Consider the following 21,516-nt stretch of genomic DNA (forward strand, 5'->3'; position numbering starts at 1 on the left):
GTTCGTTCATCCTTTCTCTAGACCTTCGTAATCGGGGCAAATTTAGCTAATAATCGCTTAATTCCAATCGGACTTTGGAAAGCGATATCCAGCTCTTTGTCGTCTCCGTCTCCGCGCACGCTCACAACGGTTCCGATTCCCCACTTTTTATGCTCTGCTTTATCGCCTACCTTCCAAGCGACCGCTTCTCCTCCTGTCGTTGTCGGCACCGCAGCTAAACGAACGGATTTCGTTCTCGCTTGTTCGCTTGCTGGCCAACGCTTCGTTTTATTCACCTGTTCGACTAATTCATCAGGAATTTCCCCGATAAAGCGCGAAGCTGGATTCACATTCGTTCGGCCGAACAGGGTGCGCATTTGGGCGCTTGTTAAAAACAATTCCTCTTCGGCGCGGGTAATGCCGACATAGGCCAAGCGCCGCTCTTCTTCCATTTCCTCTTCATCGTCGAGTGAGCGGCTATGTGGAAAAATGCCTTCTTCCATGCCGATCAAAAAAACGACAGGGAATTCTAACCCCTTTGCCGAGTGAAGCGTCATAAGCACAACGGCTTCCTTGTCTGTTTCCTCTTCATTGTTTAACTGGTCAATGTCAGCCACTAAAGCAAGATCCGTTAAAAAGGCGATGAGCGATTTATCTTCACTTACATTTTCAAAATGTTTGGTTACGGATAAAAATTCATCAATATTCTCAAGCCGGCTTTGCGCTTCCAATGTTTTTTCCGCTTCAAGCATCTCGCGGTACCCCGACTTCTCTAAAACATCCTCTACCAACTCCGTAACAGATACATATTCTTGCAGCTGCCCCCAATGTTCGATTTGCCGACGAAATTCATGCAACGAAGCGGCAATGCGCGCACTAATCCCCATATGCTCAAGCTCGCCAAGCGCCTGAAACATCGAAAGACCGTGTGCGGAAGCGTAGCTTGCAATTTTATCGAGCGATGAAGCGCCGATACCGCGCTTTGGCACATTGATAATTCTCGTCAAACTAATATCGTCATTTGGATTGGCGATCAAACGCAAATACGCCAAAATATCTTTAATTTCTTTTCGGTCATAGAACTTTAAGCCGCCGACGATTTGATAAGGAATATTCGATTTAATCAACACTTCCTCCATCATCCGCGATTGGGCATTCGTGCGATACAATATGGCGAAATCCGAATAGCGGCGCTTGCTGCTGTCCACATACTCTTTAATTTTACCAGCGACAAATTGCGCTTCATCTGATTCGCTCATCGCCTCATAATAGGCGATTTTTTTTCCTTCCGGATTTTCGGTCCATAATCTTTTTGGTTTGCGGTTGTAGTTATTTTCAATGACCTTGTTCGCCGCTTGTAAGATGCGCTTGGTCGAACGATAGTTTTGTTCAAGAAGTACTACTTTGGCATTGGGATAGTCCGTTTCAAATGATAAGATATTTTGAATGTCCGCTCCACGCCAGCGATAAATCGATTGATCGGAATCACCGACAACGCATAAATTCTGAAATCTCGCGGCCAGCATTTTAACAAGCATATACTGCGCTCTGTTCGTATCCTGATATTCGTCAATATGAATATACTGAAATTTATATTGATAATGCTCAAGCACTTCCGGCACGCGTTCAAACAGCTGAATCGTCACCATAATTAGGTCGTCAAAATCAAGAGAATGGTTGCGCAGAAGACGCTGTTGATATTCGGTATACACATCGCTTACCACTTTTTCATAATAAGTAGCTGCTTTTTTAGCAAATTTCTCCGGAGAAAGCAGCTCGTTTTTAGCGCTGCTGATCGTTCCTAAAATGGCACGCGGATCAAATTTTTTCGGATCGATATTTTTATCATTTAAAATCGTTTTGAGCACTGAAAGCTGATCGGTCGCATCTAAAATAGAAAAGTTGCGATTAATGCCAATACGGTCGATATCGCGCCGCAAAATGCGCACGCACATCGAATGAAACGTCGAGATCCAAATCTCTTCCGCCGCTCCGCCGACAAGCGATTGCACCCTCTCCTTCATTTCACGGGCTGCTTTATTTGTAAAGGTAATCGCTAAAATGTTCCAAGGGGCAACATGCTTTTCCGCCATCAAATAAGCAATACGGTGCGTCAATACGCGCGTCTTTCCGCTTCCCGCTCCAGCCATGATCAATAAAGGCCCTTCCGTCGTTTTGACGGCCGCTTGCTGCTCGGGATTCAAATTCGCAAGCAGCTTATTGGATAAGAAATTCAATTCTATCACCACCATACAAACATTTGTTCTATTTTACTACATTTTTTCTGTTCAGACCATTTCTCGTTTCACAGCTTTCACTGTTTCTAACGCTTTCGGCAAATCGTGATATATCGCATTTCCGACGACAATCGTATCCGCATATTGCGCCATTTCCTTTGCTTGTTCTGGGCTTTCAATGCCGCCACCGTAAAATAGCCGCGTATGATGCAGCGCCTCTTTCACTCGGCGTACCGTTTCTACATTTCCATAAGTGCCGCTGTACTCTAAATAAAAAATCGGCAGTTGATACATTTTTTCCGCTATTAATGCATAGGCGACGATATCTTCGTCAGAAAGCTCCGTCTTCGCTTCCGTAAGCATTGCCGCTTTGCAGTTTTTGTTTAAAATGCAATATCCCTCCATGAACATTTCATCCCAATTCATAAGCTCCCCAAATTGCTTCATCGCCTCATGATGCAAATCGACTATCCACTTTGTCTGTCTGCTATTTAAAACCGTCGGGATGAAATATAAATCAAATCCGGGCGTCACAGATTCGATATTCGATACTTCTAAAACGCAAGGAACCGCAAATCGGCGAATGCGCGCCATTAGATCGAGGACATTCTCGAGCGTGACATGATCCGTTCCGCCGACAATGACTGCATCCGTTCCAGATTCGCAAATTTGTTCCAGATGCTCCTCGCTGATTTCTTTATGGGGATCCAGCTTAAACACGTGACGCCACTGGTGAATATCGTACATAGAAAAACCTCCATTTACTTCTCCGTCATCAGACGTGGGGATTTATTGGCAAAAACGACGAATCTCGCTTTGTCTACTGCTAACAAGCAACCATTTGTCTGGTTATGATTAAACACTCTTTATCCATCATCTTATTATAACAAATCCTTAAGCTGATGGATGAACCTATAAGCCTTATTCATCGCAAACCTATATATACCATTACAAAAAAGAGCCGAGGACCGCATAAGATCCAATGTCTCTTCTTCAAAAAAGAAAAGGAGCACCAAAACAAGGCTCCTTCCTTTCATTTTATATGATTCGTTTCTTTGAAGTCGTCAGCTTGCTCTTCTTTAATACGTTCAAGCACCATTTCATAAGCATCGCTTCCATAGTTCAAACATCGTTTGACACGAGAGATAGTGGCTGTGCTAGCCCCCGTTTCTGTTTCGATTTTGTGGTACGTATAGCCTTCTCGGAGCATACGGGCCACTTCAAGGCGCTGGGCCAACGACTGAATTTCGTTGACCGTGCATAAATCATCAAAAAAACGATAGCATTCCTCTAAGTCACGAAGCGAAAGAATGGCTTGAAACAATTGATCGACTTCTCTGCCTCTCAGCTTATCAATTTGCATATAGTATTCAACCCTCCATTTACTATACTAACGATATTGGACCATATCAAGTGATGGCACAACATTAATCCAAGTCTTTCCCGGAGTAAATCCGACCGGCACACCATGATCATACGGCAGCAACCGCCCATTGACATTTTTCCATTCCACACGCTTGACGGTGCCGTTTTGAAATAAATATCCATCTCCACCGGAGGTCAAATCGATATCGCGCCGGCCATATTCATCCGCAATCGTGTGGACCGCCGCAACAATGAACACGTTTTGAACCAAAATAGGATCATGTGTATCATAATCAATCGTTTGCTCTCCTCCGCTGTAACGGATGTAGCCTTTTTTATCCGAAATGTATTGATATTGAACATGAGCATACGATCTTTTGGAATACGAAATATCCACTTGCTCTGCTGGTTCACTTTGCGCTTCATTTTTGAAAAAAGGAAGCGCTTCTACCGTTTCTTCTAAAGAATAGCCTTTTTCTTTTGCTCCTTTTTCGATATTAGCAAATGTAATATACGAATTATGTGGAGCCTTTCGGAACGAAGCTCTTTTAAAGAGCGTTCCGTCATAAAACAACCCATTCAAATAATCTGTTCCGCCAGCTTCCAGCATACTTTTTGCCTCAGGGCTCCAGCCGTGACAAATATAGAGCGCGTCAAATCCTTTGCTTAGCTCAATATAATAATCACGAGCGCTGCGAACCGGCCCCACTTTTTCAGGGAACTCGCTTTGATATAAGGCTAAAAAACGTGTAATATCCCCTTCTGCCAGCACCTCATATACAACATCCGCTTTCTGCAATCCTGATTGGGGGCGGGCCGCCGGATGGTTGTTAATCATCACACCTACCACACGATGATTCGCGTCCTGTTTGGCAGGCAACCCTGTCAATGGCGAGAGTACCTGTTGTTGCCCAGTCTCGTTTTCCGGTTCCTTCTGTGGCGTTTCTATAGCTGTCGCAGGCTGACGTTCCTTTTTTTCGGCTTTTGTACAGCCGCTAAACAGAAGACATGTTCCACTTATGGCAATTAACCAGCGCTTCAATCCTCACACAACCTTTTTCTTTTATATTTTAACGCATTATCGACGGAAAGAGTACCGTTTTATTCATGACATCATAAATTCCTTTTTGCGTAATGCGAATATAAGGCAAATGAGTAGATTGAAAAAATAATAAAGAATAAATAGGATCAACAAAGCGATAGCCTCGTTCTTTTAATAGCTCCTTTAACTTGTTCTCTTCGCGGATCAGGCTGTCGACACGTTCATTGGACATCATCCCGTTCAGCACAAGCGGAATTTCATGAATGATTTCCCCGTTTTCAGCCAGTACAATTCCGCCGCCAATTTCACACATGCGCTGAAATGCCATTAGCATATCCCGCTTGCTTTTGCCAATTAATAAAATATCGCCGGTATTAGAATAAGAGCTGACCAATCCTTTCACATGGGTGGCAAACCCCTTAACCACTGTATTGACACGCCATCTCCCCTGACGATCTACAAGCATTAAAAAGCTCTCATCATGGCTCTCCGCCAATTCATCGTGCGCAGTGTCAATTAATACAGAATAGGGGCGCATAATCACCGAATTCTCCATATACATTCCAAGAGGCATGGAAAATTGTAAATCATCCATTGACAATTGCCAAGTCAATTGAAGTGGACCTATACCATACGTTCGCCAGTCGATACCGTGATCCCACGTTTCAAAATCTCCGTCTCGCAGCATCCATTGCCCTTTTGAAAGCACACTTACAGGCGTCGGGTCTTCCTTATCGCGCAAAAAGTTAATATTGGCGAACCGTCCTGTCGTGATCGTACCGTGTAAATGTTCCAAATGATAATGGCGCGCCACATTGAGTGTTGCCATATGATACGCATCAATGACAGGAACCCCTTTTTGGATCGCGATGCGAATCATCTGATCAACAATGCCGTGTTCATAAAATGAAGGCGGTGAACCATCTGTTGTAAAAATGATGTGATCATATTGCTCAATCCCTAATTCTTTCATCTCTTCAAGCAGCTTCGGCAAATCCGGACGAATCGATGAATACCGTAATGAAACCGTATACCCGTGCAAAAGCCTATGGTATACCTCTTTGCCTGTCATGGCTTCATGGTCGCAGTCCGTGCCAGCCAGCATCATTTTTGTAAGCGTTTTCTCTGAAGCTCCCGGAAAATGTCCCTCAATTCGCTTTTTCATGCTTTTAGCCTCTTGAATCCAATGAAGCATCGTATCATCTCCGGCAAGAAGCTTCGGCCAGCCTGTTAACTCGCCAGCCTGTATGACCGATTTTTGCTTAAGCCATTCTTTAATGATGGCATAAGAAAAAGTATCATCTTCTTTAGCGAGTTCTGTCTGCCCATCCAAACGGCACCACCAATAGATCGTTGCCGGTAACGATTCCATATCCCTCAGAAAAGAAAACGCTTTCTTTTTTGCGAGCTGCAAAACAAGGAATAAGTTATCATTGATGATCGTTGTCGTACCAAACTTGGCTGCATATTCGGCAAACGTTTGGGGATTATATAACTGAAAAGGATGGGCGTGTGGTTCGATATAGCCAGGGACTAAATAGTAGTCGCTGCAATCAATCACTTCGCACTGTTCCAGATCGCTTGGCAAACGCTCGCCCGCATAAACAATGCGGTCATGTTTTATCCAAATATTCCCTCTTACCCATTTACGTAAATATGAATGCAAATACGTCGCATTGGTAAGCAACTTTGCTGGTGATCGCTTTCCATCAATGATCGCCATTTGTTCGCGAAGCTGCTCGGTGTTCCATTGATAGCGTTGTTCGGCCATATATACATCCCCGTTCCTTTTTTCCAAAATTGTACCATATGATCATTTTACCGTATTAAAGTCATTTACACAAACAAAAAAAGAGGAGGAAATATATGGTCAAAGTAAATATTGGCATCCTGAATGCCTTCATTCGAATAACATGCGGATTAACCATGCTTGCCTAGGCCACTTCCAAAATGGTCAAGCATCCTTGGCGCGATTCCTATATGGTGATTGCTTGGTTAGCCGCTATGAAAGTGGCAGAGGGAATTACACGCTTCTGTCCGCTCACAGCATTGTACGAAAAATGCCGGGAGCAAGAACAAACAAAGGAAACAGCAAACAACCCAACTTAATGATAAAAACAGGGCTGACTTTCATAAGCCAGCCCTCTAATCTATGCATGATAAGGAGAGAATTCATAATGCTGCTTGAATATATGACTGATATGTCATTTGTGCTTGCTACCTTAATCGGGAGCATTGTCGCTCTTACTTTTGTTTATGTGAAGAAAAAGCGCGTGCGGTAGCTTTGCGACCAATATCGCTTCGATAAAATAATTGGTCACATTGGATATGAGAAATTTCCGTATACACTTCTTGCTGCGCAGCCTGCAACGTCTCACCTTTTGCCGCAACGAGCAGCACACGGCCGCCATTTGTGCATACGATGCCATTTTCAACCTTCGTTCCAGCATGAAATACAAGTGTGTCTTCTTTCAACGCGTCCAGCCCGATAATCGGCGCTCCTTTTTCGTATGCATCGGGATAGCCTTTAGAAGCTAAAACGACGCCAACAACCGCTTCATTAGACCACTTCGGCTCCTCCTCTTTCCCTTCCAGTAAATCGACCAGTAGCTCAACCAAATCTGTTTCTAGGCGGGGCAGCACCACTTGCGCCTCCGGATCACCGAAACGGGCATTGAATTCAATGACTTTTGGTCCTTGAGGGGTTGCGATTAGCCCTGCATACAAAACGCCTGTAAATGGATTTCCTTCTGCGACAAGCGCTTTTGCGATGGGATGAATGATTTGCTCAATGGCTTGCTCCACGACTTCCGCAGAAATCTGCGGCACAGGAGAGTACGCTCCCATTCCTCCTGTATTCGGACCCTCATCGTTATCAAAGGCGCGTTTATGATCCTGGGCGATCGCCATTGGGTAAGCTTTTTCACCGTTGACAAAAGCCATCAACGAAAACTCTTCCCCCTCTAAAAACTCTTCAACCACGACTTGCGCACTTGCTTCCCCAAATTTCTTTTCGATCATCATATCATATAAAGCGGCTAAGGCCTCTTGTTCCGTCATCGCCACAGTAACACCTTTTCCAGCCGCCAGTCCATCCGCTTTGATGACAATCGGCGCTCCCTTTTCCTCCACATACGCTTTGGCCTCTTCATATGAAGTAAAGGAGCGATACTCCGCAGTCGGTACGCCATATTTTTGCATCAATTCCTTTGCAAACGCCTTACTTCCCTCAATCAGTGCGGCTTTCTTTTTCGGCCCAAAAATGCGTAACCCTTCTTCTTCAAAGCGATCGACAATTCCATTCAATAAAGGTGCTTCTGGACCGACAATCGTCAAATCGATTCTTTCGTTTTTAGCAAAATGCACAAGTGCTTCGATATCCTGTTCATCGATGGGAATCAGTTGGGCTGCTTGAGCCATTCCCGGATTCCCCGGTGCGGCATACAGCTTTTGCACAAGCGGACTTTGCGCCGCTTTCCAAACGATCGCATGCTCCCGTCCCCCACGACCGATTACGAGTACTTTCATTCGCTTCACTCCTTAATGCTTAAAATGGCGCACGCCAGTAAAGACCATGGCAATGCCGTATTCATCTGCCTTTTTGATGGAATCCTCATCGCGGATCGATCCGCCCGGCTGAATGATCGCGGTGATTCCTGCTTTGGCTGCTGCTTCTACTGTATCATCCATCGGGAAAAATGCATCAGAGGCTAAAGCGGCTCCTTGCGCTTTATGACCCGCTTGTTCAATCGCAATTTTAGCTGCGCCCACGCGATTCATTTGCCCTGCTCCGACCCCGATTGTCATATGATCTTTCGCGAGCACAATCGCATTGGACTTGACATGCTTGACCACTTTCCATGCCAGCTTTAAATCTTCCCATTCCGTTTCGGTCGGTTGCCGTTTCGTGACAATTTTTATCTCGGCATCGTCCAATGTGTATCGATCTTCATCTTGTACAAGCAGGCCGCCATGCACGGAAACGAAAAACGGTTCATTTTTGTGCTGCGCTGCAAAATCAATGGTTAATAAGCGAAGATTTTTCTTCTGCGTTAAAATTTCAACGGCTTCTTCACTGAAGGATGGAGCGATAATAATTTCAAGAAAAATTTCATGCATTTTTAATGCCGTATCGCGGTCCACTTCTCGGTTCAAGGCGACAATTCCGCCAAAGATTGAAGTTGGATCCGCTTCATACGCTCTTGTAAAAGCGGCCAAAATCGTATCGCCGATTCCTACTCCGCACGGATTCATATGCTTAACCGCAACGGCGGCCGGTTCAGCAAATTCTTTGACAATTTGCAATGCCGCATTCGCATCATTAATATTGTTATAGGATAGCTCCTTGCCATGCAGCTGTTTAGCCGTCGCAATGGAAAAGATAGAGCCAAGCGGCTTTTGATAAAAAGCAGCTTGTTGATGCGGATTTTCGCCATAGCGTAAATCTTGTTTTTTCGTAAAGGTCATGGTCAAGGATTCTGGATAGCGTTCCCCCGCGAAATTTGTTAAATACTCAGCAATCATGGCATCGTAAGCGGCCGTATGACGGAATACTTTCGCCGCCAATTTTAAATTCGTATCATGAGAAACCGCCCCATTTTCCTTGAGCTGCTGCAATACGATTTCATAATCAGCCGGATCAACAACAACCGTTACATATTGATGATTTTTCGCCGCCGCCCGAAGCATGGTCGGACCGCCAATGTCGATATTTTCAATCGCCTCGGCAAATGTAACGTCTGGCTTGGCGATCGTTTGCTGGAACGGATATAAATTCACAACGACTAAGTCAATGGGTCGAATATGGTGCTCATCAAGCTGCTTGCTATGGCGCTCATCATCGCGAATCGCTAAAAGTCCGCCATGGATCATTGGGTGCAGCGTCTTCACACGCCCATCTAAAATTTCCGGAAATCCTGTGACCTCAGAAATGCTGATCACCGGAATCCCTTCTTGCTCTAGAGCTTTCTTCGTTCCACCTGTTGAAATGATTTCGATTCCCAATTCTGACAAGCGCTTAGCGAAAGCAATGATACCTTCTTTATTCGAAACACTTATTAAAGCACGTTGAGCTTTCATGCATGTTCGATCCTTTCTCTCAATGTTCAAACAATGTTTGTAATACTTCGGGATATAGCTGATGCTCCAGCTCATGAATTCTCGCTTCTAATTGCTCCAACGATTCTCCTTCATAAATAGGAATGGCACGTTGTTCAATAATCGGTCCTGTATCCATTCCTTCGTCCACATAATGAATCGTCACTCCCGTTGCCTTCACACCGGCGCGATACGCTTGTCCGATTGCGTCTTTTCCAGGGAAGGCAGGCAGAAGCGAAGGATGAATATTCACCATTTTTCCCTCGTAAGCCGATAAAAGCGTTGGCCCAATTAGGCGCATATAACCGGCTAAAACGATCCACTCAATCTCTTTTTCTTTTAAGCGCATTAAAATATCGCGTTCAAACTCGGCCTTTTCTGCATAATCTTTTGGATGAAAAACAAAGGTAGCGATCCCTTCTTTCTTCGCTCTCTCAATCACCTTTGCTCCCGGGCGATCGCATACAAGCAAAGCAATGTCAGCTTGCAGTCTTTTTTGTTTGACAGCCTCGACAATCGCTTGAAAATTCGTTCCGCTGCCAGATGCAAAAATAGCGATTCGTTTCATTCCATTTTCCCTCCAGCAAAGACAACTCCTTCTCCTTTTTTCACCCGTCCGATCAGATACGCCTTCTCTCCGAGCTGTTCTAAACGTTCCAATAGCGGTTGAATCATTTCGCTATCTACCGCCATGACTAGACCGATCCCCATGTTGAAAATATTGAACATCTCCTGGCGCATCAGATGTCCCTTCTCCTGAAGCAAATCGAAAATCGGCGGAATCGGCCAAGAGCCATAATCAATTTCGGCACAAAAACCGCTTGGCAGCATGCGAGGGATATTTTCAACAAAGCCGCCCCCAGTAATATGGGCCATGCCTTTGATCGCAAATTCTTTCATCACTGCCAGCAACGGCTTCACATAAATGCGCGTCGGTTTTAGCAGCTCTTTACCTAGTGGAGCAGCGAATCCCTCATACGTTTTATGAAGGTCAAGTTGGGCTTCTTCAAGCACAATCTTCCGCACAAGCGAATAGCCGTTGCTATGAATGCCGCTTGAAGCAAGCCCAATAAGCGCATCGCCTTCTTGAATGTTTGCTCCCGTGATAAGTTTGGATTTCTCCGCTACTCCCACCACAAATCCAGCCACATCATATTCTTCTTCGCCATACATTCCAGGCATTTCTGCTGTTTCGCCGCCAATGAGGGCGCATCCCGCTTGCACACAGCCATCGGAAATACCTTTAACAATTTGCGCAATTTTTTCAGGCACCGCTTTTCCGCACGCGATATAGTCAAGGAAAAACAGCGGTTCTGCGCCTTGAACGACAATATCATTGACACACATTGCCACACAGTCGATTCCAATGGTATCATGCTCATCCATCATAAAAGCTAGCATTAATTTCGTGCCAACCCCATCTGTTCCCGATACAAGAACAGGTTCACGATATCCGAGCTGCGATAGGTCAAACATGCCGCCAAAACCGCCTAGTCCGCCCAATACTTCTTTCCGATTCGTTTTTTGTACGTGCTTTTTCATCAGCGAAACCGCTTGATATCCAGCCTCAATGTCGACACCCGCTCGCTTATACGACTCCGCCATTTTAAGTCCTCCTTTATTGCTTAACTGTTTGCTCTAATAACTGGCTGCATGTATTAGTTGGGTATTCTCCGGTAAAACATGCCATGCATTGACCGCGAAACAGAGAACCGTTCGCCGAACGCCCAATCGCTTCCAGCAATCCTTCATGGCTTAAAAATGCTAACGAATCGGCGCCAATCATCTGCCGCATCTCTTCAACCGAATGGGCGGAAGCAATGAGTTCCTCTTTTGTTGGCGTATCAATTCCATAAAAACAAGGATGAGTAATAGGCGGTGAGCTAATGCGAACATGGACCTCTTTCGCCCCAGCTTCTCGAAGCATGTTGACGATTCGTCTGCTTGTCGTTCCGCGCACAATCGAGTCATCAACCATGACGACCCGCTTGCCAGCTACGACTCCCCGGACAGGAGATAACTTCATTTTCACGCCTTGTTCACGCAATGCCTGCGACGGTTGAATAAACGTCCGCCCTACATAACGATTTTTAATTAATCCTAGCTCATATGGAATTCCTGTCACCTCTGCATAACCAATCGCGACAGAAATGCTGGAATCAGGCACACCTGTCACAACATCTGCATCGACTGGCGCTTCAAGCGCCAAGCGTTTTCCTAAATTTTTGCGGGCTGTATGAACATTGATCCCATCGACATTGCTGTCAGGACGGGCAAAATAAATGTATTCCATACTGCAAATCGAGCGCGGGCGTTTTTCCGCATAACGTTCTGCATAAATGCCGTGTTTGTTAATGATAATCAGTTCTCCAGGCTCTACTTCGCGCTCGTACACAGCTCCCACTACATCAAACGCACACGTTTCCGAAGCGACGACATAAGCATTGCCAAGACGGCCGATAGAAAGCGGACGGAATCCTTGCGGATCAAGAGCGATGTACATTTCTGTTTCCGTCAACAAAAGGAAGGCGAATGCTCCTTCCAGATAGTTGAGGGCCACCTTGATTTGCTCCTTTAACGTTGGCGCCATGCTACGACGAATTAAATGAGCAAATACCTCCGTATCCGAAGTCGTTTGAAAAATGCTTCCTTGCTGTTCAAGACGGAGCTTAAGCTCAGCCGCGTTGACTAAATTGCCGTTATGGGCCAAAGCAATGCTCCCGCTTTGCGAGCGAAATAGCAGAGGCTGAACATTTTCGTAGCCTCCGCCCCCTGCTGTTGCATAGCGCACATGCCCAATCGCTGCCGCTCCGTTTAATTGCTGTAGCTCGCCATCGCTAAATACCTCCGTCACAAGCCCGAGACCTTTATGTCCCTTCAATGTTTCACCATCGGAAACGACAATCCCTGCCCCCTCTTGGCCGCGATGCTGTAAGCTGTGCAATCCATAATAAGTGACTTGTGCCGCTTCCTCGTGTCCCCAAATCCCAAAAATTCCACATTCTTCGTTTAATCCTTTGATTTCAGCAAGCATGGAATAGCTCCTTTCCACACGCTTCTCATTTGTGTAACCGAAAGCTGGACAACTGTTTTACCGCTTTCTGCCTCGATATGAAGCATCCCATCACTAGTGACTTCTCCAAGCAAAGTCGCTTCTATGAACTGTTCAAAGGCCGCCTGATGTTCCTTTTTCACGGACACAATAAAACGCGATTGTGTTTCGCTGAATAATTCGGCAACCGCATCGCCGCTGATCTTTACCTTTGCTCCTAATCCATCCGCATTCATTAAACATTCAGCTAACGCTACGGACAAACCGCCTTCAGATACATCGTGAGCGGAAGCAACCAATCCGGCGCGAATCGCCGCTAAAAGCGCTTGCTGGCGCTCGGCCTCCACATGCAAGTCAATGCTTGGCGCTTTGCCGAAAATGCGGCCTTCTAATAATTTTTGTAATTCACTGCCGCCAAATTCCTGCTTTGCTTTTCCAATCACATAAATGAAATCGCCAGACTGTTTGAACGCTTGCGTCGTGATATGGCTCAATTCATCAACGAGCCCGACCATTCCAACAACAGGGGTTGGGTACACCGCTTCACCATTCGTTTCGTTGTAAAGCGATACATTGCCGCTAATGACCGGTGCATTTAATAAACGGCACGCCTCGCTCATTCCATCGACCGCTTTTTCAATCTGCCAAAAAATTTCTGGTTTTTCAGGATTTCCAAAATTAAGACAATCTGTAATCGCTAGCGGCTTAGCGCCTGAGCAGACAATATTCCGGGCCGCTTCCGCAACGGCGATTTTTCCTCCTGTCTCTGGATCTAAATAAATGTAGCGTGAGTTGCAGTCCGTCGTCATCGCCAATGCTTTTTTTGTCCCGCGAATACGCACAACCGCCGCATCTGATCCCGGCGCGACTACCGTATTCGTTCGCACCATATAATCATATTGATCATATACCCATTCCTTGCTCGCAATCGTCGGTTGCGCTAACAATGAAAGCAGTGTTTCCTCATAGTTCTCTACCGTCGGAAGATAATCGATTTGTTGAAATTCTTGATAATAATCCGGTTCTTTGGACGGCTTATGATACACGGGTGCATCTTTCGCTAAAGCATCGACTGGAACCTCAGCGACCACTTCGCCATGGAAATAAAGACGAAGCATTTTGTCATCCGTTACTTCTCCGATCGCAGTGGCCTCAAGCCCGTATTTAGCAAACAAATCATAAATTTCTTGCTCGCGGCCCTTTTTCACAACAAGAAGCATCCGTTCCTGCGATTCTGAAAGCATCATTTCGTACGGAGTCATCCCTGTTTCGCGCTGTGGCACAAGATCTAAATTCATTTCAATGCCAAAGCCGGCTTTGCTGGCCATTTCAGCAGAAGAACTAGTAAGCCCGGCAGCGCCCATGTCTTGGATGCCAATGAGCGCATCAGACTGAACGACTTCTAAGCAAGCTTCCAGCAGCAATTTTTCCATAAAAGGATCTCCGACTTGAACCGCTGGGCGCTTTGCTTCAGACTCTTCGGTCAGTTCTTCAGAAGCAAAGGTGGCCCCATGAATGCCGTCGCGCCCTGTTTTAGCTCCAACATACATCACCGTGTTGCCGACACCTGATGCTACACCGCGCTGAATATCCTCATGACGGATCAATCCCACACACATAGCATTGACGAGCGGATTGCCGTCGTAAGCGCGATCAAATTGCACCTCGCCGCCGACGGTCGGAATGCCAACACAGTTTCCATATCCGGCAATGCCAGCGACAACATGTTCAAATAAATATTTGACACGAGGAGAAGTTAACTCCCCAAAACGCAATGAATTCAGCAAGGCGATCGGCCGAGCTCCCATGGAAAAGACATCGCGAATAATTCCTCCAACCCCAGTTGCTGCGCCTTGGTACGGTTCAATCGCAGAAGGATGGTTATGGCTTTCAATTTTAAACGCAACGGCTAATCCGTCACCAATATCGACAATCCCTGCCCCTTCACCAGGCCCTTGCAAAACATGATCGCCTTCAGTCGGGAATTTTTTTAAAACGGGCTTGGAGTTTTTATAGCTGCAATGCTCCGACCACATCACGGAAAAAATCCCGGTTTCCGTGTAGTTAGGCAAACGCCCAAGAATGCGTTCTACCATTGCAAACTCTTCATCTGTTAATCCCATTTCACGATATAATTTTTCTTCTTTAATCATTGTCGGACTTGGCTCAAGAAGTAACGACATGTGCTTCCCTCCAATATTTCACAATTGACTGAAACAACTTCAAACCATCAGCGCTGCCGAGCAGCTCATCCACTGCACGCTCCGGATGAGGCATCATCCCTAGAACATTGCCTTTTTCATTGATAATACCGGCAATGTCAGCTAAACTGCCGTTCGGATTTTCCCCATGGTATCGAAAAACAATTTGGCGATTATCGATCAGCTGCTTTAACGTCTCTTCATCGCAGTAATAGTTGCCTTCGCCATGGGCGATCGGGATCGTAATCATTTCATCCTTCTCGTACATTGAAGTAAACATTGTTTCATGATTTTCTACGCGAAGCTCTACTGGACGGCACATAAATTTTAGACTGTGATTGCGGCGCATTGCTCCTGGCAAAAGCCCGGCTTCCAACAAAATTTGAAATCCATTACATACGCCTAAAATCGGTTTCCCTGCTTCTGCCGCTTGTTGGATCGCCTTCATCACGTTGGAAAAGCGGGCAATCGCCCCTGAACGAAGATAGTCTCCGTATGAAAAGCCTCCCGGAAGTAAAATTCCATCAAACTCATCAAGATGGTCGGCATCATGCCATACATACTCGACCTCTTCTCCCAATTCATCCTTAATCGCATGGTACATATCAACATCACAGTTGGAGCCCGGAAATACAATCACTGCAAATTTCACTGCGCCACTACCTCCTCAATCTCATACCGGTAGTCTTCAATCACTGTATTGGCTAATAGCTTTTCACACATATCGCGCACAATTTCTTCAATATCGCGATCGTTTTTTTCAATCATAAGCTCCATAAACTTGCCAATCCGCACATCTTGTACTTCTTGGTAAGATAAGCTGTGAAGCGCTCCTTTTACCGCACTTCCTTGTGGATCTAGCACGTTTTCTCGCAATGTGACATATACTTTTACTTTGTACATTTTGTTTGTCCCCCTAATCTTTGTAAAATTATTTCATAGGCATCCGTTAAGTTTCCTAAATCGCGTCGAAATACATCTTTATCAAATTTTTCATTGGTTTCCATATCCCATAGACGACAAGTATCTGGCGAAATTTCATCCGCCAATATTATGTTTCCTTCCGCATCAAAACCAAACTCTAATTTAAAATCAATTAATCGAACCTGACAGTTGTGAAAATGGCGGGTGAGGATCTCATTGATCTTTAAAGCCTGCTCCTTTAATATGGCGATTTGTTCTGAGGTCGCTAGCTTTAAAATAGCAATATGGTCTTCCAACAACAGAGGGTCGCCAAGCTCATCATTTTTGTAATAAAACTCAATCAGCGGTTTTTCCAAACTTGTTCCTTCGGCAATGCCAAGCCGCTTTGCAAGGCTTCCAGCGACATAATTGCGGACAACAACTTCAAGGGGAATAATCGTTACTTTTTTAACAAGCTGCTCTGTTTCCGAAAGTTTACGAATAAAATGATTATTGACGCCGGCTTCATGCAATTTGGCAAATAATAAGCTGGTAATTTCATTATTTAAACGTCCTTTTCCAGCAATAGTTGCCTTTTTCTCTCCGTTAAATGCCGTGGCGCTATCCTTATATTCAATCCAAAACACCGCTTCTTCATCTGTGCGATACACTTTTTTTGCTTTTCCTTCATAAAGCTGCTCTAATTTTTTGACCATGGGTAGAAGCCTCCCAAAACAGAATATTAGGAATTTTTTGGCTTGTGGGCAGGTAAGGGAAAACCTTACCTGCTTTGCTTATAATCCGAGGCGCGTAAAAATCGTATCAACGTGCTTGAGATGATAATGGTAATCAAAGCAATCATCAATTTCCTCTTTTGTCAATCGCTGTGTGATCGCTTTGTCTGCCTCAACCAATGAACGGAATGGAACTTGTTTCTCCCATGCTTCCATTGCTTTTGGCTGAACTAAGTCATACGCTTCTTCGCGTACCATGCCTTTATCAATTAACGCTAACAAAACGCGTTGAGAATAAATCAATCCAAGCGTGCGATCCATATTGCGTTTCATATTTTCTGGGAATACCGTCAAGTTTTTTACAATATTAGCAAAGCGATTGAGCATATAGTTCAACGCGATGGTGGCATCAGGCAAAATAATGCGTTCAGCTGATGAATGGGAAATATCGCGTTCATGCCAAAGCGGCACATTTTCGTAAGCCGTTAGCATATATCCGCGAATGACACGCGCCATCCCTGTCATATTTTCAGAGCCGATTGGATTGCGTTTATGCGGCATTGCAGAAGATCCCTTTTGTCCCTTAGCAAAAAACTCCTCCACTTCACGTGTTTCACTCTTTTGCAAACCACGAATTTCAACAGCAAATTTTTCGATGGACGTTGCAATGAGCGCCAATGTCGCCATATAATGGGCATGGCGATCACGCTGAAGAGTCTGAGTGGAAATAGGTGCTGGCTCTAATCCAAGCTTTTCGCATACATACTTTTCAACAAAAGGATCAATATTCGCATACGTTCCGACAGCTCCGGAAATTTTCCCAACTCGAACCGTTTCAGCAGCCTGTTTGAAACGTTCTAAGTTTCGCTTCATTTCCTCATACCAAAGAGCTAATTTCAACCCAAACGTTGTCGGCTCTGCATGAACCCCATGCGTCCGTCCCATCATGACCGTATATTTATGCTCTTGTGCTTTTTCCTTTAATACTTGAATAAAGTACTCTAAATCTTTAAGCAAAATTTCATTTGCCTGCTTCAGTAAATACGATAAAGCGGTATCGACAACGTCCGTCGATGTTAATCCATAATGCACCCATTTTCGTTCTTCTCCTAATGTTTCGGAGACCGCACGGGTAAAGGCAACCACATCGTGACGAGTTTCTTCCTCAATTTCTTTAATGCGCTGGATATCGAACGAAGCATTTTGGCGAATTTTCGTCACGTCTTCCTTTGGAATGACTCCCAGCTCCGCCCAAGCCTCACAAGCTAAAATTTCTACTTCCAGCCATGCTTTAAAGCGATTTTCTTCCGTCCAAATCGCTCCCATCTCCGGTCTTGTATACCGTTCGATCATTTTTTTTCCTCCTTCTGCACTCAAACATCTGTCATTTCATCCAAATTTTCAAATCATCGATACGTTGCAGTGCGGCATCTACATTTTCAGCAAGCAGCGTAACATGTCCCATCTTCCGTTTGTGCTTCGCCTCTTTTTTTCCATATAAATGAAGGTGCATATCGGCCATTTCGGCAATGCAGTCTACTACTGGCTGGAGATGCTCGCCTAAAATATTGACCATCACAGCCGGCTTCAATAATTCTGTGCCGCTTAAAGGCCAATTGCAGACGGCACGAATATGTTGCTGAAATTGAGAGGTCACACAAGCATTAATTGTATAATGACCTGAGTTGTGCGGTCTAGGGGCAAGCTCATTAATATAAATATCTCCTTCACTGGTCAAAAACATTTCCACTGCCAGTGTTCCAACTAATTCAAAATACGTCGCAAGTCTTTCTGCATAAGCGATGGCTTTTTGGGCGATGTGTTCAGCTATTCGTGCGGGAACGATCGTTTGATGCAAAATATTGTCAAGATGGATATTTTCTGCAACAGGAAATACTTTCATATCTCCTAGTCCATTTCTTGATACAATGACAGAGACTTCTTTTTCAAAGGAAACCCATCCTTCTAACACACAATGGCCTGATTGCAGCAACAAACTGGCCGCTTCGACATCCTTTTTGGAACGAATCACAAATTGTCCTTTGCCATCATAACCGCCTCGGCATGTTTTCAGCACACACGGCAGGCCAATCGCATCAACGGCCGTCACTAATTCTTCTTTTGTTTGCACCTCCTGATAAGGGGCAACTGGAAGTCCTGCTGTCACAATCGCTTGTTTTTCTGTAGCTCGATCTTGAGTGATCATGAGCAGCTTGCTTCCTTGTGGAACATAGGAGTGGCTGACAAGCCAATCGAGCGCTGCCGCATCAATGTTTTCAAATTCATACGTAATCACATCGCTTACCTCAGCCAGCTTTTGAATGGCACTTAAATCGCTATATTCTCCCGTAATTTCGATATCTGCTACTTGACCGCACGGAGAATCGGCGATCGGGTCAAGCACGGCAATGCGGAACCCCATTTCTTTAGCGGCAATAGCCATCATTCGACCAAGCTGTCCGCCTCCAATAATCCCAATGGTTTGTCCAGGTACGATCATCTGGTTATTCAAGATCATCACTGCTTTCTAATACTTCTTTACGAATTTGCTCTCTTCTCGCTTTTAAAGCATTCATATATTCGGAATCGAAAACACCAAGAATGGACGCGGCTAAAAGGCCTGCATTCGTCGCTCCTGCCTTTCCAATAGCAACAGTCGCAACAGGCACACCTCCTGGCATTTGTACGATCGATAAAAGAGAATCTAAACCATTTAACGTTTTTGATTGAATGGGCACACCGATAACAGGCAACGTTGTTTTTGCGGCTACCATCCCAGGTAGATGTGCGGCTCCCCCGGCTCCGGCAATAATTACTTTAATGCCTCTCTTTTCCGCAGATTCTGCATACTCAAACATGTAGTCAGGGGTTCGGTGTGCAGAAACCACTTTTTTTTCAAACGGAATGTGTAATTCCGATAATATATCACAAGCATGCTTCATTGTATCCCAATCCGATTGACTTCCCATAATGACACCAACAAGCGGGTTCATTTGCTCTCACCTCATTAGTTTTTACCATAGAAAAACCCAGAACGCGTGTTCCTTATTTGAGGGAAAGCACCGTTCTGGGCATAATTCGGCCATAAAAAAGGCGAAAAAGCCATTCGATCCTTTCCCTCATAGTCCAATAATTTACGGTTATTGGGTAGAGACTTTTGGGCCATATTCCCAAGATTATATGAGGGAATGTTATCAAGTTACCACTATCTTATCAATGTTTTTGTAACGATGTCAACACAGAATCGAACGTTTTTTTTTAAATAAAAAATAATGTTCGGATTCTCTATTTGTTTCACCAATTTATAGCCGAGACATATGATAAAATAGCAAAAGTGACGATTCCTGGTTTTTCTATTTAAGAAGAACGCAAGAAAGGCACCAGACAAAATTCTGTTTAGTCTTAAGTAAACAGGGAGAAGAAAGGAGAAACAACATGAAAACAAGCCCATTCGGTTCATTTCCTCCAGACTGGACGAAGCATTGGGAAAATTTTTTTAACGAAGATTTTTGGGGGAGTTTCCAATCTTTTCTCCCTGCTACAGAAAAATCAACGAACACGACAGGAGTGAATATATACAAAAAAATGGAGAATGAGCTACTCATTGTGGTTTGTTTGCCTGGTTTAGAAGATATAGAGCATGTCGAATTATATACGTATTACAGAGCATTAGAAATTAAAGCAACGATTAATTTACATTTTCAAGGGTTTGAGCTCGTGGAGGAAGGGATTTTTCAAGGAACATGGGAAAAGACGATTCCTCTTCCTTTCCCAATAAAAGAGGAGAGAATCGAGGCAACCTATCATCACGGACTGTTAATCATTCATCTGCATCGCTTAATTCCTGATGTTCGAAAAAGGAGAATTGACATAAAAAAGACTGAATAAAAAAAGCGACTAACCTCTTCATTATAAAAGGTTAGCCGCTTTTTCTTCATTTTGGCACCTATTTTCCACGGTGCTTTTTTATGGGGGAGAGGATTTTAATGGCGTTAATAAAAACGCAAAATCTAATTGGACAAAAAAATTAGAGAACGGATTGACCAGTTCTCTAGCTTCTGTCCGCCTAGCAACGTCCTACTCTTGCAGGGGCGTTAGCCCCAACTACCATCGGCGCTGGAGAGCTTAACTTCCGTGTTCGGGATGGGAACGGGTGTGACCTCTCCGCCATCGTCACTAGACTATTCGAAGGATGGTTCCTTCAAAACTAGATAACAGATCAGGGAAGAAAGGATAGGCGGTGCTTTTCTTGATGTCTAGCTCCGCTTTTCGTATTGTCTAGTTCCAGCTCGCAGCGCCTCGTGGAAAATCATCTCCCTCCATCGACATGCAAGCATGTCTCGTCGGAAGAATATTTTCCTTCCGGCGCTAAGCGCTCGCTTCCACTTTTCGTATTGTCTAGTTCCGCAAGCTGCATCCTACGGTCGTTTCCGCTTCTTCTGTCCAAGTCTCCTGACTTGTCCGTCAGAAGCTTGAACGCCCTATGGATGCAAGCGAGCTTGCTCCCCTTTTCGTATTGGTTAAGTCCTCGATCGATTAGTATCCGTCAGCTGCACGTGTCGCCACGCTTCCACCTCGGACCTATCTACCTCGTCATCTTCGAGGGATCTTACTTGCTTATGCAATGGGAAATCTCATCTTGAGGGGGGCTTCACGCTTAGATGCTTTCAGCGCTTATCCCTTCCACACATAGCTACCCAGCGGTGCCCTTGGCAGGACAACTGGTACACCAGCGGTGCGTCCATCCCGGTCCTCTCGTACTAAGGACAGCTCCTCTCAAATTTCCTGCGCCCGCGACGGATAGGGACCGAACTGTCTCACGACGTTCTGAACCCAGCTCGCGTACCGCTTTAATGGGCGAACAGCCCAACCCTTGGGACCGACTACAGCCCCAGGATGCGATGAG

At 45.0% G+C, this 21,516-nt stretch carries 19 protein-coding genes, 2 rRNA genes, 1 pseudogene and 1 riboswitch (1 of these 23 only partly in view); of the genes and pseudogenes, 3 read left to right on the forward strand and 19 right to left on the reverse strand.

Annotated elements, in window-relative coordinates; genetic code table 11:
* Positions 1-17: 17 nt before the first annotated feature.
* From pcrA to GFC28_RS11000, 5 genes are all read right to left on the reverse strand, one after another.
* Positions 18-2,216: a DNA helicase PcrA gene (pcrA, locus tag GFC28_RS10980; RefSeq protein ID WP_044741342.1), complete on the reverse strand. Its 2,199-nt coding sequence runs from the start codon at positions 2,214-2,216 to the stop codon at positions 18-20.
* Between the two features lie 51 nt (positions 2,217-2,267).
* Entirely contained in the window at positions 2,268-2,963 is a 696-nt protein-coding gene (locus GFC28_RS10985; RefSeq protein WP_044741341.1) for a heptaprenylglyceryl phosphate synthase, read from the reverse strand.
* 286 nt (positions 2,964-3,249) lie between these two features.
* A complete protein-coding gene (locus tag GFC28_RS10990; protein ID WP_044741340.1) occupies positions 3,250-3,579 on the reverse strand; it encodes a YerC/YecD family TrpR-related protein in 330 nt (109 codons plus the stop codon).
* A 27-nt stretch (positions 3,580-3,606) separates the two neighbouring features.
* The gene (locus tag GFC28_RS10995; protein ID WP_044741339.1) at positions 3,607-4,623 is read right to left on the reverse strand and encodes a DUF3048 domain-containing protein; all 1,017 of its coding nucleotides are present in this window, start codon (positions 4,621-4,623) and stop codon (positions 3,607-3,609) included.
* Positions 4,624-4,651: 28 nt separating this feature from the next.
* On the reverse strand, positions 4,652-6,394 hold the full coding sequence (locus GFC28_RS11000) for an adenine deaminase C-terminal domain-containing protein (RefSeq protein WP_044741338.1): 1,743 nt from the start codon (positions 6,392-6,394) through the stop codon (positions 4,652-4,654).
* A gap of 95 nt (positions 6,395-6,489) precedes the next feature.
* Between GFC28_RS11000 and GFC28_RS11005 the strand changes: the two are divergent.
* Positions 6,490-6,732 (forward strand): annotated as a pseudogene (locus tag GFC28_RS11005) (YgaP family membrane protein).
* A 92-nt stretch (positions 6,733-6,824) separates the two neighbouring features.
* A complete protein-coding gene (locus GFC28_RS20105) occupies positions 6,825-6,905 on the forward strand; it encodes an EYxxD motif small membrane protein (protein ID WP_328219408.1) in 81 nt (26 codons plus the stop codon).
* Here GFC28_RS20105 and purD read toward each other — a convergent pair.
* The 12 genes from purD to purE form a co-directional block, all read right to left on the reverse strand.
* The gene (gene purD / locus GFC28_RS11010) at positions 6,868-8,151 is read right to left on the reverse strand and encodes a phosphoribosylamine--glycine ligase (RefSeq protein ID WP_044741337.1); all 1,284 of its coding nucleotides are present in this window, start codon (positions 8,149-8,151) and stop codon (positions 6,868-6,870) included. The genes GFC28_RS20105 and purD overlap by 38 nt on opposite strands.
* 12 nt (positions 8,152-8,163) lie before the next feature.
* Positions 8,164-9,702 carry a bifunctional phosphoribosylaminoimidazolecarboxamide formyltransferase/IMP cyclohydrolase gene (gene purH / locus GFC28_RS11015; RefSeq protein WP_044741336.1) on the reverse strand — a complete coding sequence of 513 codons (1,539 nt, stop codon included), beginning with the start codon at positions 9,700-9,702 and terminating at the stop codon, positions 8,164-8,166.
* 19 nt (positions 9,703-9,721) lie between these two features.
* Entirely contained in the window at positions 9,722-10,288 is a 567-nt protein-coding gene (gene purN / locus GFC28_RS11020; protein WP_044741335.1) for a phosphoribosylglycinamide formyltransferase, read from the reverse strand.
* Complete coding sequence (gene purM / locus GFC28_RS11025; RefSeq protein ID WP_044741334.1) at positions 10,285-11,325, reverse strand: phosphoribosylformylglycinamidine cyclo-ligase; 1,041 nt, start codon at positions 11,323-11,325, stop codon at positions 10,285-10,287. The genes purN and purM overlap by 4 nt, the downstream gene beginning before the upstream one ends.
* 13 nt (positions 11,326-11,338) lie before the next feature.
* Complete coding sequence (gene purF, locus GFC28_RS11030; protein WP_044741333.1) at positions 11,339-12,754, reverse strand: amidophosphoribosyltransferase; 1,416 nt, start codon at positions 12,752-12,754, stop codon at positions 11,339-11,341.
* The gene (gene purL / locus GFC28_RS11035; protein ID WP_044741332.1) at positions 12,730-14,955 is read right to left on the reverse strand and encodes a phosphoribosylformylglycinamidine synthase subunit PurL; all 2,226 of its coding nucleotides are present in this window, start codon (positions 14,953-14,955) and stop codon (positions 12,730-12,732) included. Before purL ends, purF begins: the two co-directional genes overlap by 25 nt.
* Complete coding sequence (purQ, locus tag GFC28_RS11040) at positions 14,939-15,625, reverse strand: phosphoribosylformylglycinamidine synthase subunit PurQ (RefSeq protein WP_044741331.1); 687 nt, start codon at positions 15,623-15,625, stop codon at positions 14,939-14,941. The genes purL and purQ overlap by 17 nt, the downstream gene beginning before the upstream one ends.
* Positions 15,622-15,876, reverse strand: a complete 255-nt coding sequence (gene purS, locus GFC28_RS11045; RefSeq protein WP_044741330.1) for a phosphoribosylformylglycinamidine synthase subunit PurS — start codon at positions 15,874-15,876, stop codon at positions 15,622-15,624. The genes purQ and purS overlap by 4 nt, the downstream gene beginning before the upstream one ends.
* Positions 15,864-16,592 carry a phosphoribosylaminoimidazolesuccinocarboxamide synthase gene (purC, locus tag GFC28_RS11050; RefSeq protein WP_044741329.1) on the reverse strand — a complete coding sequence of 243 codons (729 nt, stop codon included), beginning with the start codon at positions 16,590-16,592 and terminating at the stop codon, positions 15,864-15,866. Before purC ends, purS begins: the two co-directional genes overlap by 13 nt.
* A gap of 78 nt (positions 16,593-16,670) precedes the next feature.
* Positions 16,671-17,963, reverse strand: coding sequence for an adenylosuccinate lyase (purB, locus tag GFC28_RS11055; RefSeq protein ID WP_044741328.1), 1,293 nt, complete (start codon positions 17,961-17,963; stop codon positions 16,671-16,673).
* 31 nt (positions 17,964-17,994) lie between these two features.
* Positions 17,995-19,128 (reverse strand): 5-(carboxyamino)imidazole ribonucleotide synthase, encoded by a 1,134-nt coding sequence (gene purK / locus GFC28_RS11060; RefSeq protein WP_044741327.1) that lies wholly within the window; start codon positions 19,126-19,128, stop codon positions 17,995-17,997.
* Positions 19,115-19,603 (reverse strand): 5-(carboxyamino)imidazole ribonucleotide mutase, encoded by a 489-nt coding sequence (gene purE / locus GFC28_RS11065; protein ID WP_044741326.1) that lies wholly within the window; start codon positions 19,601-19,603, stop codon positions 19,115-19,117. The genes purK and purE overlap by 14 nt, the downstream gene beginning before the upstream one ends.
* Before the next feature lie 109 nt (positions 19,604-19,712).
* Positions 19,713-19,814: riboswitch (purine riboswitch) on the reverse strand.
* Between the two features lie 231 nt (positions 19,815-20,045).
* On the opposite strand from purE, the gene GFC28_RS11070 reads away from it, so the two are divergent.
* A complete protein-coding gene (locus tag GFC28_RS11070) occupies positions 20,046-20,498 on the forward strand; it encodes an Hsp20/alpha crystallin family protein (RefSeq protein ID WP_044741325.1) in 453 nt (150 codons plus the stop codon).
* Between the two features lie 176 nt (positions 20,499-20,674).
* Here the strand turns inward: GFC28_RS11070 and rrf are convergent.
* Positions 20,675-20,791, reverse strand: a 5S ribosomal RNA gene (rrf, locus tag GFC28_RS11075).
* A gap of 335 nt (positions 20,792-21,126) precedes the next feature.
* Positions 21,127-21,516, reverse strand: a 23S ribosomal RNA gene (locus GFC28_RS11080) (it continues 2,539 nt past the right edge of the window).

This window comes from Anoxybacillus sp. B2M1 (assembly GCF_001634265.1).
Classification (GTDB): Bacteria; Bacillota; Bacilli; order Bacillales; family Anoxybacillaceae; genus Anoxybacteroides; species Anoxybacteroides rupiense.